The organism is Rhizobium sp. TBD182 (genome assembly GCF_001950375.1).
Taxonomy (GTDB): domain Bacteria; phylum Pseudomonadota; class Alphaproteobacteria; order Rhizobiales; family Rhizobiaceae; genus Agrobacterium; species Agrobacterium tumefaciens.
The window spans coordinates 9,961-25,403 of sequence record NZ_BDLN01000012.1 but is presented as its reverse complement, the minus strand read 5'-3'; the positions used below and the strand labels follow the sequence as shown (position 1 = coordinate 25,403).

General features: G+C 52.8%; 13 protein-coding genes and 1 pseudogene. 12 read left to right on the top strand and 2 right to left on the bottom strand.

The genetic code is table 11. From position 1 onward, the window contains the following. Window positions 1–240: 240 nt before the first annotated feature. A complete protein-coding gene (locus tag T18_RS24025; protein ID WP_010892499.1) occupies window positions 241–849 on the bottom strand; it encodes a conjugal transfer protein VirC2 in 609 nt (202 codons plus the stop codon). Between the two features lie 2 nt (window positions 850–851). Then, complete coding sequence (locus T18_RS24020; RefSeq protein WP_010892500.1) at window positions 852–1,547, bottom strand: conjugal transfer ATPase VirC1; 696 nt, start codon at window positions 1,545–1,547, stop codon at window positions 852–854. 268 nt (window positions 1,548–1,815) lie between these two features. On the opposite strand from T18_RS24020, the gene virD1 reads away from it, so the two are divergent. From virD1 to T18_RS27305, 12 genes and pseudogenes are all read left to right on the top strand, one after another. Beyond that, a complete protein-coding gene (gene virD1, locus T18_RS24015) occupies window positions 1,816–2,259 on the top strand; it encodes a T-DNA border endonuclease subunit VirD1 (protein ID WP_010892501.1) in 444 nt (147 codons plus the stop codon). A gap of 33 nt (window positions 2,260–2,292) precedes the next feature. After that, complete coding sequence (locus tag T18_RS24010) at window positions 2,293–3,567, top strand: T-DNA border endonuclease VirD2 (protein WP_010892502.1); 1,275 nt, start codon at window positions 2,293–2,295, stop codon at window positions 3,565–3,567. Window positions 3,568–4,220: 653 nt separating this feature from the next. Beyond that, entirely contained in the window at window positions 4,221–6,191 is a 1,971-nt protein-coding gene (gene virD4, locus T18_RS24005) for a type IV secretion system ATPase VirD4 (protein WP_010892504.1), read from the top strand. A 91-nt stretch (window positions 6,192–6,282) separates the two neighbouring features. Continuing rightward, on the top strand, window positions 6,283–8,784 hold the full coding sequence (locus tag T18_RS24000; RefSeq protein WP_010892505.1) for a hypothetical protein: 2,502 nt from the start codon (window positions 6,283–6,285) through the stop codon (window positions 8,782–8,784). 452 nt (window positions 8,785–9,236) lie between these two features. Then, window positions 9,237–9,434: a type IV secretion system effector chaperone VirE1 gene (gene virE1, locus T18_RS23995; protein ID WP_010892506.1), complete on the top strand. Its 198-nt coding sequence runs from the start codon at window positions 9,237–9,239 to the stop codon at window positions 9,432–9,434. Window positions 9,435–9,438: 4 nt separating this feature from the next. After that, window positions 9,439–11,040, top strand: a complete 1,602-nt coding sequence (locus tag T18_RS23990) for a type IV secretion system single-stranded DNA binding effector VirE2 (protein WP_010892507.1) — start codon at window positions 9,439–9,441, stop codon at window positions 11,038–11,040. Window positions 11,041–11,105: 65 nt separating this feature from the next. Continuing rightward, window positions 11,106–13,124 (top strand): hypothetical protein, encoded by a 2,019-nt coding sequence (locus tag T18_RS23985; protein WP_010892508.1) that lies wholly within the window; start codon window positions 11,106–11,108, stop codon window positions 13,122–13,124. Between the two features lie 283 nt (window positions 13,125–13,407). After that, entirely contained in the window at window positions 13,408–13,566 is a 159-nt protein-coding gene (locus tag T18_RS27060; protein ID WP_153463892.1) for a hypothetical protein, read from the top strand. Between the two features lie 169 nt (window positions 13,567–13,735). Further along, window positions 13,736–14,044 carry an integration host factor subunit beta gene (locus T18_RS23980; protein ID WP_010892509.1) on the top strand — a complete coding sequence of 103 codons (309 nt, stop codon included), beginning with the start codon at window positions 13,736–13,738 and terminating at the stop codon, window positions 14,042–14,044. Continuing rightward, window positions 14,041–14,460 carry a hypothetical protein gene (locus T18_RS23975; protein ID WP_040132303.1) on the top strand — a complete coding sequence of 140 codons (420 nt, stop codon included), beginning with the start codon at window positions 14,041–14,043 and terminating at the stop codon, window positions 14,458–14,460. Before T18_RS23980 ends, T18_RS23975 begins: the two co-directional genes overlap by 4 nt. Before the next feature lie 13 nt (window positions 14,461–14,473). Continuing rightward, the gene (locus T18_RS23970) at window positions 14,474–14,776 is read left to right on the top strand and encodes a cold-shock protein (RefSeq protein WP_010892510.1); all 303 of its coding nucleotides are present in this window, start codon (window positions 14,474–14,476) and stop codon (window positions 14,774–14,776) included. Window positions 14,777–15,098: 322 nt separating this feature from the next. Continuing rightward, window positions 15,099–15,443, top strand: a pseudogene (locus T18_RS27305) (amino acid transporter); the annotation flags it as partial.

Genomic DNA, 15,443 nt, shown 5'->3' with positions numbered 1-15,443 from the left:
TCGTGCCAGGCCTCAAGCTTTCCGGAACGATCTTCGCTTTGACCTCGTCCGGCCATTGGCGATGAGCCTCATGTACAGCCTTCCTGGTTGTGAGAAACTCCCGTTCTTCATCCATGTGACGTCGATCACAGATCAGGCGACGGCGCACAATGCGGGGGCAGAACACCGGTTACACTGAGGACGCGGCCAGCGGCCTCAAATCTACTCAGTATTCGGTGAGGGGTTCCGATAGGTTCCTCTTCACCAATTCCTCGATGGCTTCTCTCTAGCAAAGAAGGACGCAAGCGCGGCGGTGGCCAGCTTGTGGCCGAAAGCTCGGGTGGTCTCCAACCCCAACGGATCAAAATGACTTCGAGCGACCTCGAGCAACGCAACCGGAAACATGCGTGAGGTCTGAACGAGAACGGATTTTTCTGTAGTTAAAGGGATCGGATAACTTTTAAGGGCCACGCGAAACGATCCATCTGCCAGCATGCTTTCGAAATCGTCCAACGCGCGCCTTAAAATCATTTGTAGCGACTTCGAGGGACTGTATTGCCGAACGAGGTTGTCATATGTTTTCGACACTTGAGGCGCGGGCGGTCGCGCTGAAAGAAAAACCTGGAGCTTTTTCGGCGACGGAGGTGGGCTAAGGGCATCCACAGTTAGCTTAAGTTGTCGATCGGGACTGTAAATGTGCTCAGCGACGGGAGGCTCACGTTGCTGGTCTTTTTCGTCGGCTTTTTCAGGCAGGTGCTGGAGGTCCAGCTCCTGGGGAACAAGTGTCGGGTTGGGATGGTGGATCTCGGATCGAGCAACAGCAAGCCGCCGTGCTTCGCTAACCGACAACGCGGGCTTGCGAATTGCCATCTTCAAGCCTCCAAGATTTTGCTGATCAGTTTCGAAATGACCACGACTTCCTCCATCGCAATCCGAAGATTCCTCTCTATGAGGCGCATCGTCGGATCAGTTCCCATGTTTAGTAATGTAAGATGCAACATGCCGCGTTCTTTCATCGCGGAAAATGCATCTCTTTCATGCATGGGAGATGGTACAACTGGAAGGCTCTCTAGCATCTCTGACATCCTGCGTTGCGATGTTGTCAATCGGCCGACCGGGACGCGTTGGCGCAAAACCGCTGTAGGAATTGCCAAATTTTCACTCAACATCAGCTCGATGACGTAGCGGTAGGTAGATAGTGCCTCATCGATGTCGAGCGGCGTTAGCATGGTGGGGATCAGAAGCAGGTTTGAGCTAGCGATGATTGTGTTGTTGAGCTCGCTAGAGCCGCCACGCGTATCGGCCAACGCATAATCAAATCCTTCGAGCTCGGCATTTTCATAGGCTGCCTCAAGAAGGGGCATTTCGTCGGCGGAATAGACTTCACAGCGAGGATCCCAGGTACTGCTTTGTAAGGCGTTTTCTCTCCATCGCGTCAGAGGCCGGTTTTCGTCGGCATCGAAGAGGGCCACTCGTTTACCGTCATTTGCCAAAGCAGCGCAAAGGCCCATGAGTGCGGTGGTTTTGCCAGCACCCCCTTTGAAAGAGCAAAACGTCAAAAGTTGCATATTCTGATCCCGCCTGTCCTGTGAAACGGAGTGCATTTGTATTTTTGTTCGTATAAATGTTTTTGTGATTATCGATGAGTAAAAGCGTTGTTACACTATTTTTTATTTCAAATTCGTTATAATTAAATTGCAATTGTAGCAATTATATTCGGTTTTTCCTGTAAATATACTGTTGATTTCATATCGAGTAGGGCTAGACTTTAATCTGTCTACCCGGGCACATTTCGTGCTGGAGTATTCAGACCTTCCGCTTTTTTTGGAGGAAGCTATGTCAAAACACACCAGAGTCACGTCGAGTGAGACTGCCATCAACCAGCATCGATCCCTGAACGTTGAAGGGTTTAAGGTCGTGAGTGCCCGTCTGCGATCGGCCGAGTATGAAACCTTTTCCTATCAAGCGCGCCTGCTGGGACTTTCGGATAGTATGGCAATTCGCGTTGCGGTGCGTCGCATCGGGGGCTTTCTCGAAATAGATGCACACACCCGAGAAAAGATGGAAGCCATACTTCAGTCCATCGGAATACTCTCAAGTAATGTATCCATGCTTCTATCTGCCTACGCCGAAGACCCTCGATCGGATCTGGAGGCTGTGCGAGATGAACGTATTGCTTTTGGTGAGGCTTTCGCCGCCCTCGATGGCCTACTCCGCTCCATTTTGTCCGTATCCCGGCGACGGATCGACGGTTGCTCGCTATTGAAAGGTGCCTTGTAGCACTTGACCACGCACCTGACGGGAGAAAATTGGATGCCCGATCGCGCTCAAGTAATCATTCGCATTGTGCCAGGAGGTGGAACCAAGACCCTTCAGCAGATAATCAATCAGTTGGAGTACCTGTCCCGTAAGGGAAAGCTGGAACTGCAGCGTTCAGCCCGGCATCTCGATATTCCCGTTCCGCCGGATCAAATCCGTGAGCTTGCCCAAAGCTGGGTTACGGAGGCCGGGATTTATGACGAAAGTCAGTCAGACGATGATAGGCAACAAGACTTAACAACACACATTATTGTAAGCTTCCCCGCAGGTACCGACCAAACCGCAGCTTATGAAGCCAGCCGGGAATGGGCAGCCGAGATGTTTGGGTCAGGATACGGGGGTGGCCGCTATAACTATCTGACAGCCTACCACGTCGACCGCGATCATCCACATTTACATGTCGTGGTCAATCGTCGGGAACTTCTGGGGCACGGGTGGCTGAAAATATCCAGGCGCCATCCCCAGCTGAATTATGACGGCTTACGGAAAAAGATGGCAGAGATTTCACTTCGTCACGGCATAGTCCTGGATGCGACTTCGCGAGCAGAAAGGGGAATAGCAGAGCGACCAATCACATATGCTGAACATCGCCGCCTTGAGCGGATGCAGGCTCAAAAGATTCAATTCGAAGATACAGATTTTGATGAGACCTCGCCTGAGGAAGATCGTCGGGACCTCAGTCAATCGTTCGATCCATTTCGATCGGACCCATCTACCGGCGAACCGGACCGTGCAACCCGACATGACAAACAACCGCTTGAACAGCACGCCCGTTTCCAGGAGTCCGCCGGCTCCAGCATCAAAGCCGACGCACGGATCCGCGTATCATTGGAGAGCGAGCGGAGTGCCCAACCATCCGCGTCCAAAATCCCTGTAATTGGGCATTTCGGGATTGAGACTTCCTATGTCGCTGAAGCCAGCGTGCGCAAACGAAGCGGCATTTTCGGTACTTCTCGCCCGGTGACTGACGTTGCCATGCACACAGTCAAGCGCCAGCAGCGATCAAAACGACGTAATGACGAGGAGGCAGGTCCGAGCGGAGCAAACCGTAAAGGATTGAAGGCTGCGCAAGTTGATTCCGAGGCAAATGTCGGTGAGCAAGACACTCGCGATGACAGCAACAAGGCGGCTGATCCGGTGTCTGCTTCCATCGGTACCGAGCAACCGGAAGCTTCTCCAAAGCGTCCGCGTGACCGTCACGATGGAGAATTGGGTGGACGCAAACGTGCAAGAGGTAATCGTCGCGACGATGGGCGCGGGGGGACCTAGAGACAGGAAGGACCGAATAATGGCAAATGGTCAGTTCACGATACGCTCTGCTGGCCCGGCCTCCGTCGGACTGACGGGCGAACGCCGTGGAGCCGCATCCGCCTCTAGCTCTGCACTGTCCAATGTTCAAGGAGATGTCAGGGATAGGCCGATTCCAACTAGCTCATCAAGATTACCAAATGCAGCCATATTGCGTGATTCTTCGGAAATAGCGTCGACTGGTCTGCGGTACGTGGCGGCTACTCTTCATTGGTCTGAGATCGCGCCATTATCGTTAATAAATAAAAATGACCTGGCTCCGGCCGCTTATGACTTTGAGACGCGAAATGACGCAGGAAATGTGACTGCCAAAGTCGGCAGGGCAGTCCCTGTTCCCAAGCAAGGCAGGCTCGGGAAAATGCTCGCATCCGTACCCCTTAGTACACGTATATCAAGGGTCAATTCCGACCGAAGACTGCCCACTGACGCAGAAAACCACCCTGAAACGCGCGACCCCCGGAAAGGACGTGGCAGTCATGGTGTGACGCCAGCCTTACATGAGAAGATTGGAACCGCGTTTGTTCGAAGGTTGCGAAAGATACGTACTGTATTGTTTGCAGTTGCTGCCAGACTCGGAGCGCGTTGATGATGGGTGAAAGGATTTCGGTGAAGTCATGAATTCCAGCAAGACTTCGCCCCAGCGAATGACCCTGAGCATCGTATGTTCGCTGGCAGCCGGTTTTTGTGCGGCCAGCTGCTATGTAACGTTTCGCCGGGGCTTCAATGGCGAAGCGATCATGACGTTTGACGTTTTCGCTTTTTGGTATGAGACCCCGCTTTACTTGGGTTATGCCAGCACCGTCTTCTGGCGTGGTTTATCTGTTGTCATCTTTACCTCGCTGGCTGTTCTTTCAAGTCAGCTCATCATATCGCTGCGCAATCAGAAGCATCACGGGACGGCTCGTTGGGCAGAAATTGGCGAAATGCAGCATGCTGGTTATCTGCAGCGTTACAGTCGCATCAAGGGGCCGATCTTTGGAAAGACATGTGGTCCTCTTTGGTTCGGCAGTTATTTGACCAATGGCGAACAGCCACACAGTCTTGTCGTCGCGCCAACGCGTGCTGGCAAAGGCGTCGGCATCGTCATTCCAACGCTTTTGACCTTCAAGGGCTCGGTAATCGCCCTCGACGTCAAGGGAGAATTGTTTGAACTGACATCCAGAGCACGCAAAGCGAGCGGCGACGCAGTTTTCAAGTTTTCCCCCCTAGATTCTGAGCGGAAGACTCATTGTTACAATCCGGTCCTGGATATTGCCACACTTCCGCCCGAACGCCAGTTCACTGAAACACGCCGTCTTGCTGCGAACCTTATTACGGCTAAGGGAAAGGGAGCAGAAGGCTTTATTGACGGCGCACGTGACCTGTTCGTTGCGGGAATCCTTACTTGCATTGAGCGTGGCACACCAACTATTGGCGCGGTATATGACCTATTTGCGCAGCCTGGCGAAAAGTATAAGCTTTTTGCGCAACTCGCGGAGGAAAGCCTAAACAAAGAGGCTCAGCGTATCTTCGATAACATGGCGGGCAACGACACGAAAATTCTGACATCGTACACCTCTGTGCTGGGCGACGGTGGACTGAACCTCTGGGCTGATCCGCTTATCAAAGCAGCGACAAGCCGGTCAGATTTTTCCGTTTACGATCTCCGGAGGAAGAAGACCTGCATTTATCTTTGTGTCAGTCCCAACGATCTGGAGGTCCTGGCACCACTTATGCGCCTGCTGTTTCAGCAGCTCGTGTCAATCTTGCAGAGATCGCTGCCAGGTAAAGACGAGTGCCATGAAGTTTTATTTCTCCTCGACGAATTCAAGCACCTGGGCAAGCTTGAGGCCATAGAGACCGCGATCACAACCATCGCCGGTTACAAAGGCCGCTTTATGTTTATTATTCAAAGTCTTTCGGCCTTGACGGGCACATACGATGACGCAGGAAAACAAAACTTTCTGAGCAATACTGGCGTGCAAGTATTTATGGCCACGGCTGACGACGAGACCCCAACCTACATCTCAAAAGCTATCGGCGAATATACGTTTAAAGCGCGTTCGACCTCTTACAGTCAAGCCAGCATGTTCGACCACAACATCCAGATTTCTGATCAAGGTGCAGCCCTTTTGCGCCCCGAACAAGTGCGCCTGCTAGACGATCAGAGTGAAATCGTTCTCATCAAAGGGCGACCTCCACTCAAATTACGAAAGGTACAATATTATTCCGATCGTACGCTGAAACGGCTTTTTGAACGCCAGATGGGCTCTCTGCCTGAGCCCGCACCCTTGATGCTTTCCGACTATAGCAACGATCAAGTTCAATCCCACTTGGCTGAGATAGCAAATTTCAATGAGGATGCTGCACCGCGAAACAGAACTGTGGCCGAGGACCATGGAAGTGTTAAAGTCGGTGCTGATATCCCTGAACGCGTGATGGGAATAAATGGTGACGAGGACCAAGCCGATGCGCGTGAGATACCGCCGGAATCGGTTGTGCCTCCCGAATTGACGCTGGCTCTGGCCGCTCAACAGCAATTGTTGGACCAGATTATTGCACTTCAGCAAAGATCGAGGTCCGCACCGGCACAGCCTGCGAAATGAAATTAAACTGGGTGCAATTCGTTTCAGGCGGCATGTTGCGGTTCGACAAAGTGTACGCCAGATCCCAATTGTCCCTTTACGAGGTGTCGGTATGACAGGAAAGTCGAAAGTTCACATAAGGAGTTCGGCTGACACGCTTCCTGACGGAAGTATTACCGCCCCTTTTTCAACCGGACTTTCTGGGGATCAGGCTGATGCCTCGTTTGAGGCCCAAACCGACTACAGCCAGTCTACTTCCGTGTCGTTTACCTATGATGGTGTTAAACTTGGTCCTGCCGAGCGTGCGGCTTACGAAAACTGGTGCGAACCGGGCCGGCCCACGTGGAAAGACCTTATAATCAAGGCACGTGTCGATCCAATTGACGATGTGATCTGGCTCCGAGATTTAGAAGAGGACACCCCCTCAACCTTCAGATACGAAGGGATGCCTTTGGGCCTCGGGGAACGAAAGGCCTACGAAAATTGGCAAGAGGACGCTCAGCCGACATGGGAAGACCTTGTTGTCAGCGCACGCATGACGGAACTTGGCCGTCCACACGGGATTACCGGCGAGTATACCTCCCTCGCAGGGTCGAAGAATACAAGTTCAATTTCATTGAAGCGAAAGCGGAGCAACTTAATTGATGATGAGAATTCATCCGGATCGTTTTCATATGACGGGATGAAGCTCGGGGAAGCCGAGCGTTCTGCATATGGTGACTGGGCCGAGGCGGAGCCACCGACTTGGAAAGATTTGGTATTGAGGGCACGCGTTTCCTCGATCAATGACTCTGCGTGGCTTTTTGATTCACAAACATCTTCATCATCATTTGAATACAACGGTGTTCCCTTAGGCGAGCCGGAACGGCAGGCTCTCAGACAATGGCAAGGAGACGCTCAGCCTACCTGGGAAGATCTCGTTGTTAACGCGCGTATGGCAGAACTTTGCCATGCTGGTTGGATTGAAGGTCAGAAAGGTTGCTTTGAAAAGCGCGGGGAGGCTCTGCACGCGTCGGAACGCGGCTCGCAACGCCCCATTGTTCAACGGACAGATTCCTCCGATTCTTTTTTGTATGACGGCAGAAGGCTCGGAGCCCCTGAGCGAACTGCTTATGAACGCTGGAGTAAGAGGGAACGCCCGACCTGGGAAGATCTCATCTTGGATGCACACCAGGCCAGGATTGAAAGTGATGCTGTTACGACCCAAGCGATTGGTCAGTCGTCCTCACTGGTTTTCTTATATGAAGGAAAGTCGCTCGGATGCAGGGAACGAGAGGCTTACGAAAAATGGCGGCAGCCAGCTCAACCGCGATGGCAAAATCTTGTAGTGAACGCTCGTCTGGCAGAGTTGGATCCCTCAGTCTGGATTGCCGATGAGCGCGATCCGCTTGATGATGGCGACGCGCTTGGTCGCCCGTCGTACACAAGCTTGACGGATAGATCAGACGTCCCTTTAGACGATCAATCAATCTATCATCGTTCCGACCTAGTAAGGGAGCAGGTGTCAGAATCGTCTCAAAAGCAATTCGCAGCATGTTCAGAATCTGAAACGATTCCTGTGTCATGGTTTACTGCTTCTGGGTTAGATGCAAACAATACGGAAAATATCGCCGCCAGCGATCCCGTCGATGGCACGGGGGGAGTTAAGCGGTTAGGCTCCAAAAGCGACAGAACCGTTACAGCTTCTATCCATGACGTGAATTCCAGCACGAAGCGACTGTTGCTTAACGAATTTGGATTGGAGGCTCCGCGCCCTTCGCCAGAAAAGACTGTTCGCTTAAGAAGCGACAATATTGGCACCTATGGGAGCCGGAGAAATGAACGAATGCGGCTCGCGACCGAAACCGGTGCGTACGAGTCGGAGCATATTTTCGGGTTCAAGGCTGTCCACGATACCGCGAGAGCGACAAAAGAGGGCCGGCGTCTCGAAAGGCCCATGCCCGCCTACCTTGAGTATAAGGGGCTTCATCGCCAACATGTTGGCACCGGGAGAGGACGGACCAAACTTGTCGGGCGCGGATGGCCGGATGACACAAGCTATCGCTCGGATCAAAGGGCAACTCTGTCGGACCCCGTTGCGCGCTCGGAAGGCGCGACGGCGTCAAATGGGTATCAATTGAACCAATTGGGTTACGCGCACCAACTTGCTAGCGATGGTCTGCAAAGTGAATCGCCCGATGGTGTTGCCTTGCCAATTCAAGTGGCAACAACGAGCTACAACTATACAGTGAGCCGCGATCCTGTCCTTGTTCCGCCGGATAAAAACGAAGCCCCTCAATTGCTGCATCTTGGTCCCCGTGGGCAAACCGAAGCTGTTCTTGCCCGCGAAACAGCATTGACTGGAAAATGGCCGACTCTCGAGCGTGAGCAGCAAGTGTATCGCGAGTTTTTGGCCTTATATGACGTCAAAAAGGATCTTGAGGCCAAATCCGTCGGCGTAAGACAGAAAAAAAAAGAAGTTAGTTCTGCCTTAGACCGAACTGCGCGCTTGATAATCACGTCGCCTTCGAAAGCTCGATCCGAAGCAGAGACTGAAAAAGCCATTGACGAGCTCGATGATCGACGAGTTTATGATCCGCGTGATCGAGCTCAAGACAAAGCGTTTAAACGCTGATAAGTCGCCAATATAGTGATCATTTGCAGTATTCGCATCGATCGCTGGTTGATATTCTGCCGCTGGTCGACCGGCTGCTCGTCACCAACAATGCTCACAGGGATACGATGGCCTCGACAGTCAGGCCGCGTGCGTCCAGTCTTTCCAGTTCCTCCCTTTCAGGTCGATTGTGGCATCATTTATTGCCTGCTCATTGCAGTTGAAACGCGATATCCGTTTCAAGACCCGAGTATGGATGGTACTTTGGAGATATGAGCACTTGCCAGACTTCCCGGTCGGAGACTTAAAAATTCCGATAAGAGGTTACTGACGACGGACCTTATAAGTGGGTCGTCTAGTGGTCGCACTGATCAAAACAGTTCCGCCCCCGGCTTTGCTCAAAGTAGCAAAGCAGCTTTATCTCGGGTTGCAGAGGATTTTCTGGAAAACCGCAATTTTGCAGGAGAGAACATATGGCCATCATCAAGCCGCATGCGAACAAAAATAGGACAACCTCGCCGATAGAGAGACCGGAGTCTCTCATAGAGGAAATGAGTGGCAGTAATCCGCCGATTGGTTTTACAAGTCTGGATCTCGCTATGATCGAGCTGGAGGACTTTGTCCATCGGTGCCCGCTCCCAGGAGACAATCTTGCTGGTCAGAAGGAGTGAGACGATGGATCTTTCTGGCAATGAGAAATCCAGGCCTTGGAAGAAGGCGAATGTCAGTTCCAGCACCATCTCCGATATTCAGATGACGAATGGCGAAAACCTTGAATCAGGGAGCCCTACCCGAACGGAAGTTTTAAGCCCACGTCTGGATGATGGATCGGTCGATTCCTCCTCCAGCCTTTATTCTGGCAGCGAGCACGGAAATCAAGCTGAGATTCAAAAAGAGCTGTCCGCCTTGTTCTCGAACATGTCTTTGCCAGGCAACGATCGGCGCCCGGACGAATACATTCTCGTGCGTCAAACGGGACAAGATGCTTTTACTGGTATTGCCAAAGGCAACCTCGACCACATGCCCACCAAGGCGGAATTTAACGCGTGCTGCCGTCTCTACAGGGACGGAGCCGGTAATTACTATCCGCCACCTCTCGCGTTCGACAAGATTAGCGTTCCAGCCCAACTGGAGGAAACATGGGGGATGATGGAGGCGAAGGAACGTAACAAACTACGGTTTCAGTACAAGTTGGACGTATGGAATCATGCGCACGCTGATATGGGGATCACTGGCACAGAGATCTTTTATCAAACAGATAAGAACATAAAGCTCGACCGGAATTATAAACTAAGACCTGAAGACCGATACGTACAAACAGAGAGATACGGGCGCCGGGAAATTCAAAAGCGATATCAGCACGAACTCCAGGCTGGTTCGCTGCTGCCCGATATTATGATCAAAACTCCCAAAAATGACATCCACTTCGTGTACAGGTTTGCCGGCGACAATTACGCCAACAAACAATTCAGCGAGTTTGAACACACCGTCAAGCGCAGGTATGGCGGCGAGACTGAGATCAAATTGAAGTCAAAGTCAGGCATTATGCATGACTCGAAATATCTGGAATCCTGGGAACGGGGCAGTGCGGATATTCGCTTCGCGGAATTTGTTGGCGAAAATAGAGCTCACAATCGGCAGTTTCCAACTGCGACCGTAAATATGGGACAGCAGCCAGACGGGCAGGGCGGTTTGACCCGCGACCGTCATGTGAGCGTTGAATTCCTAATGCAAAGCGCACCGAATTCGCCTTGGGCGCAAGCTTTGAAAAAGGGAGAACTGTGGGATCGCGTTCAGTTGCTTGCTCGCGACGGCAACCGCTATCTGTCGCCTCACAGATTAGAATATTCTGACCCTGAACATTTCACCGAGTTGATGAACCGGGTTGGTTTGCCCGCATCGATGGGTCGGCAAAGCCATGCGGCTAGTATCAAATTCGAAAAGTTTGACGCGCAGGCAGCGGTTATTGTCATAAATGGCCCGGAGTTGCGTGACATCCATGACTTGTCTCCTGAAAACCTGCAAAATGTGTCCACCAAAGATGTCATCGTCGCCGATCGCAATGAGAATGGTCAGAGAACTGGCACGTACACCAGCGTCGCGGAATATGAGCGCTTGCAGTTAAGGCTGCCAGCCGATGCAGCGGGGGTGCTTGGTGAAGCAGCTGACAAATACTCACGTGATTTCGTTCGGCCAGAGCCGGCGTCGCGTCCAATCAGTGACAGCCGCAGGATATACGAAAGTCGACCGCGTAGCCAAAGCGTCAACAGCTTTTGACGTTCCTTCTGCCGCGTCAATGAGGAAGCTCGTTGACCCGGGTTTGCCAATGAAAGGGCTCAATCATGGTGAGCACTACGAAGAAAAGTTTTGCAAAGTCGCTGACGGCAGATATGCGCCGTTCTGCTCAGCGCGTTGTCGAGCAAATGCGAAAAGCATTGATTACCGAAGAAGAGGCGCTCAAGCGGCAAACCAGACTGGAGAGCCCCGATAGGAAGCGAAAGTATGCTGCTGATATGGCGATAGTCGACAAGCTCGACGTAGGGTTTCGTGGCGAAATAGGCTATAAAATTCTGGGAAATAAACGGCTTCGAGTAGACAACCCAAAAGAATTAACGCGTGAGCACGGTAGACTTCGCAAAACCAAGACGGTTCTGAAGCGTAACCCGGTGACGCAGGAGGTCTATTTGGGTTTACATGAAAGGAAGTCCTGGTTAAGTGTCAGCAGCCATTTGTATGCTGCGGACGGCACACTCCGCATGAAGCACGTGAAGTACAAAGATGGACGTTTTGAGGAAAGATGGGAGCGCGACGAAAATGGCGACCTGATCCGCACACGGTACGCCAACCGTGGCAGGCTCTTTCAACCTGTATCCGAGAAGATGGGCGCGCCGTATCGGAGCGGCCCTGACAACCGGCTCTATCGCGATCTAACCCGTCAAAACGGTTTCAGACGGGAAACCTTTGAACGGGACGATCAAGGAAACCTCGAGCGTATCGGCAGCAACCATGTCGGCTTTTCCAAGATTTCAGTGAAGGCAGCCAATCGTCAAACCTCCCAGACGAAGATTCAAAAACTTGGTGGCGCTTTCAACAAATCTTTTAGGTCCCTCCTGGACAAGGAGGGCAACGAACTCGGCCGCGATATTTTGAGCCATCGACGGCTCTATAACAAGCGGTCTGCTGTCTACGATGAAGCTACCGGACAATTGAAGAGTGCCAAGCATACCTTCGGCAAGATCTACAGGAGCGAAACCGACTATCTCAGCGCGGGCCTCAAGAAGGTTTCAAAAAAGATACTTGGGGTGACGGTCTACCGGAAATTTGCGGCGCTCAGCGAGCGAGAATCCGAGGCTGAAAGACTGCGTAGTTTTGAATCCGGTGCGCATCGCCAGATCTGGCAGGAGCGGGCAGCGACTCCCGGTTCGCCCCCCTCGGAGAGTGATGACATTCATTTCGCACAACAGTCGCACCTAGCCAAAGCCAACTCTGACCACGTCGAAGCTGACGTCATGCGTGTGACAGATCAACATATTGATGTTGCTGGACAAACATCATCGTCTCGCCAACGGAACTTGGAAGAACGGTTAGATTCTCAATCACGATACAAGCCAGCAAACATGTTGTTGTCAGATCCAGACCTTCGAGCGGACGGACCTCGCCCATACGAAGGGTTAGCTGAACTCACCCTCCGGCGCGATAATGAATCTGACGGGCACAAGGAGAATGATCAGCGGCTGCGACATTTCTTGCAGCCAGAGCCGTTGGTATTACCGCATCCCGGGTCGCCGGAAATAACAAAGGTGTTTGGCTCGCGGGGAGAGCCGTTACACCCGAGTGGAACTCTGCACACGGCGGTTGGAGAAACGGCTTGCGAAGCACCGGTGATGTCTTCATCCCTTGACAATCATCAGCCAGCTCCAGGACAGCAAGAACTCTTGAGTCTCCTTCATAATGCGCCAGCGCCAGTTTCTGTGGCAATACATGATGAACAAGAACGACTTGCGGGGGAGGCGCCCGGCGGTTCTTTCAGAGGTAGCTCAGGGCGAACGAGTTCAATGTCGGAGAGTATCTTCGACGAAGATGTACAATCGCATTTGGTACGGGATTATTCGATCAATCCCACTAACGGGTTTATTGACCCGCAATCGTTGTTCGGTGGACCGGACTTATCGAGAGGTCCAAAATCGGGGCCAGAAATTCCATCGGAAGATTACCATTTGTCAGCTTCGGAACAGGAAAATTTGCTGAATCAATTGCTTAGTGTGCCACTGCCGATTCCTTCACCGAAGCCCAAATCCGCGAGGTCTATGATTTTCGAAGGTTCACGTCCAAGAGAGCGTTCCACCTCCAGAGGTTTCTAAGGTGGAACGCGTCTATCTATACAAATCGGGGCTGCCGACATCCTAAAATGTTGCCATCCGCAAACGACGTTGAGGAATGGTAGCTAATTTACGGGGTGCTAGTTCCTCGTGACTTGCCCCCACGGGCCTCTCCGAATTTCAGATTTAGCCTGCCTGGCTGAAATGTAAGCGGCAAGCTGACCCCGTCTGGCGTTAGTAGCACGGGCTCAGTTGTTGCGTAATGACTATTCATCAGCTGTGAGCTTTAATGTCTGCGCCTATCTCTGGAACTAGAAACTTTCATATGATCGAGGCCTTTCCGGAACGTTTCGAGGGCGCGCCGCGGCTGGCCTCCTACAAGTCACGGCAGGGTGGCTCCTTTGCGTTTGCGGATGAACTCGCGGAGAAGCGCCAAGCGCTGCGGGAGGTTGAGGAGGCGCTTGCAAAAGTCGGCCCGCGATGATGGCTACGCGGACTGGTTGGCCGCACAGCGGATCTTTTCCGGGAGGAGATTGCAGACCGTGCGGTGAACCACACTGCAATGAGACATATGCGGACCGGCGGCACACCGTTCATCGTCGAGAAGACTGCAGAAGCTTCCCAAATGCCGCATTTCCGCTAAAAAGCGTGTCATGATTAAATCAGAGCTTGTTGATTTCGTTGCCGCGAAAAACCCATACCTCCACCGTCGCGATGCGGAGAATGCCGTCGACGCCGTCCTCGATGAAATCACCGGTGCTCTCGAAAGGGGAGAACGCGTTGATATCCGCAGTTTCGGCACCTTTGTAGTGCGGCATCGCCCGGCGCGTTCGGGGCGCAATCCCCTCAACGGCAACGCCGTTTTCATCGAGGAGAAATGGGTGCCGTTCTTTCGTGCCGGCAAGGAGATCAGGGATCGTCTTAATACAGCGGAAAAATCGCAGGGCAGGGGTAACCTTTGATCGAATATTCAAGACACGGGTCCTGCGAGGACATTCGTGAGACGGTCGAGATGATGGCGCTGGAATTTCTGCTCGAGACCTGGCCCGTCCGGCTTGTCGCGTTGCTCTCGATGTTGGAGGAGATGGCAGGCAAGGCCGAAGAGGTCCAACGACCTTATGTGGTCAACGGTTGGGTGATCATCGTCAGCGGACTGCTGGAAAACCTGCCACGTGATCTGGAGTCGCCGGAATGCCTGGCCCTGTTGCGTCACAGTGCGCTTGACCGTTTCCGGAAAAGCGCAATTCAACAGTCGCCGGACGTGGAGCGGCAGAACGAATTCCTGCGGCGCGAATATCCGCAATGGTCGATCGCCGAAGATCTCATCCGCGATTGTGAGATGTGGGCAGGGAAACTATTGCTGGAAAAGCCCAACTAGGAGGGAGAACGATATGGCGACAGGCAAGGTCAAGTGGTTCGATGCCACCAAACGGTTTGGTTTCATTACGCCGGACGACGGAGGTCCCGACGTTTTTCTGCATTTGAGCAGCATAACAGATCCGGCATGTCCCACGCTTCATCCCGGTTTTCGGCTTCACTATGGTGTCGAGCAGAGGGGCGGCAAGGTCACCGCCAGCGATGTGCGCCCCGCGCCGGTCGAACAGGCTGTGCACCGCGCTCCCGTTACACCGCCTCAAGGCGAGGAGGAGTTTAGCGACGCGTTTGAGCGGGAGTGGGGCCTGCGACGGGGATAGCCCCACCATGTCACGCTTGCCATCGGAGCTTTTTATAAATGCTTTGATGTGGCGGACTATTTCGTACAAATCCTGATTTTTCGAGGTTGCAGAGGTCAGATTACTATCGAGAAAACTTCGGGCTTTCGCGACCGTCCGTTTGAGCCCAAAGCCAGCATTGAATGCGGGGGGCAGTTCGGGTATCACGCGTTTTCCGTCCGATCAGGAGCAACGCTTCAATGCAACCACCACCAGATTACGCTTAGGACCCATGGTCCCCGGATGAATTGTTTGCCCGTTCGGCGGAGCTGGCACCGACTGGTATGTGGTAGGCGGTTGGGCCTTGGACCTTTGGCACGGTGAGCCGACCTGTGTGCATGAAGACCTGAAATTCTCGGTCCTTGCCTGCCAGGCTCAACGCTATCGCGGCATCCTGTCGGATCTGGAGTTCTTCAGCGTGAGGGATGGCAAACTTGACCATCTCCCCCTGATAGAACCGCAGCCCATGGATGTTTGGCAGCAGTGGGGTGCGGATATTGGTTTTGGACGCTGGCGCGTCGACATGATGGTTGATCGGGGATCGCCGGATATGTGGATCTACAAGCGCGATCCATCTTTCACTTTGCCTCGAGCCAAAGCCATACGCGCAACAGCTGGCGGCATCCGATATCTGGCGCGGCATATCGTC

Coding starts and splice junctions, on each gene's coding strand:
- T18_RS24025 (WP_010892499.1), bottom strand. CDS start 849: ATGGCAATTCGCAAGCCCGCGTTGTCGGTTAGCGAAGCACGGCGGCTT.
- T18_RS24020 (WP_010892500.1), bottom strand. CDS start 1,547: ATGCAACTTTTGACGTTTTGCTCTTTCAAAGGGGGTGCTGGCAAAACC.
- virD1 (WP_010892501.1), top strand. CDS start 1,816: ATGTCAAAACACACCAGAGTCACGTCGAGTGAGACTGCCATCAACCAG.
- T18_RS24010 (WP_010892502.1), top strand. CDS start 2,293: ATGCCCGATCGCGCTCAAGTAATCATTCGCATTGTGCCAGGAGGTGGA.
- virD4 (WP_010892504.1), top strand. CDS start 4,221: ATGAATTCCAGCAAGACTTCGCCCCAGCGAATGACCCTGAGCATCGTA.
- T18_RS24000 (WP_010892505.1), top strand. CDS start 6,283: ATGACAGGAAAGTCGAAAGTTCACATAAGGAGTTCGGCTGACACGCTT.
- virE1 (WP_010892506.1), top strand. CDS start 9,237: ATGGCCATCATCAAGCCGCATGCGAACAAAAATAGGACAACCTCGCCG.
- T18_RS23990 (WP_010892507.1), top strand. CDS start 9,439: ATGGATCTTTCTGGCAATGAGAAATCCAGGCCTTGGAAGAAGGCGAAT.
- T18_RS23985 (WP_010892508.1), top strand. CDS start 11,106: ATGGTGAGCACTACGAAGAAAAGTTTTGCAAAGTCGCTGACGGCAGAT.
- T18_RS27060 (WP_153463892.1), top strand. CDS start 13,408: ATGATCGAGGCCTTTCCGGAACGTTTCGAGGGCGCGCCGCGGCTGGCC.
- T18_RS23980 (WP_010892509.1), top strand. CDS start 13,736: ATGATTAAATCAGAGCTTGTTGATTTCGTTGCCGCGAAAAACCCATAC.
- T18_RS23970 (WP_010892510.1), top strand. CDS start 14,474: ATGGCGACAGGCAAGGTCAAGTGGTTCGATGCCACCAAACGGTTTGGT.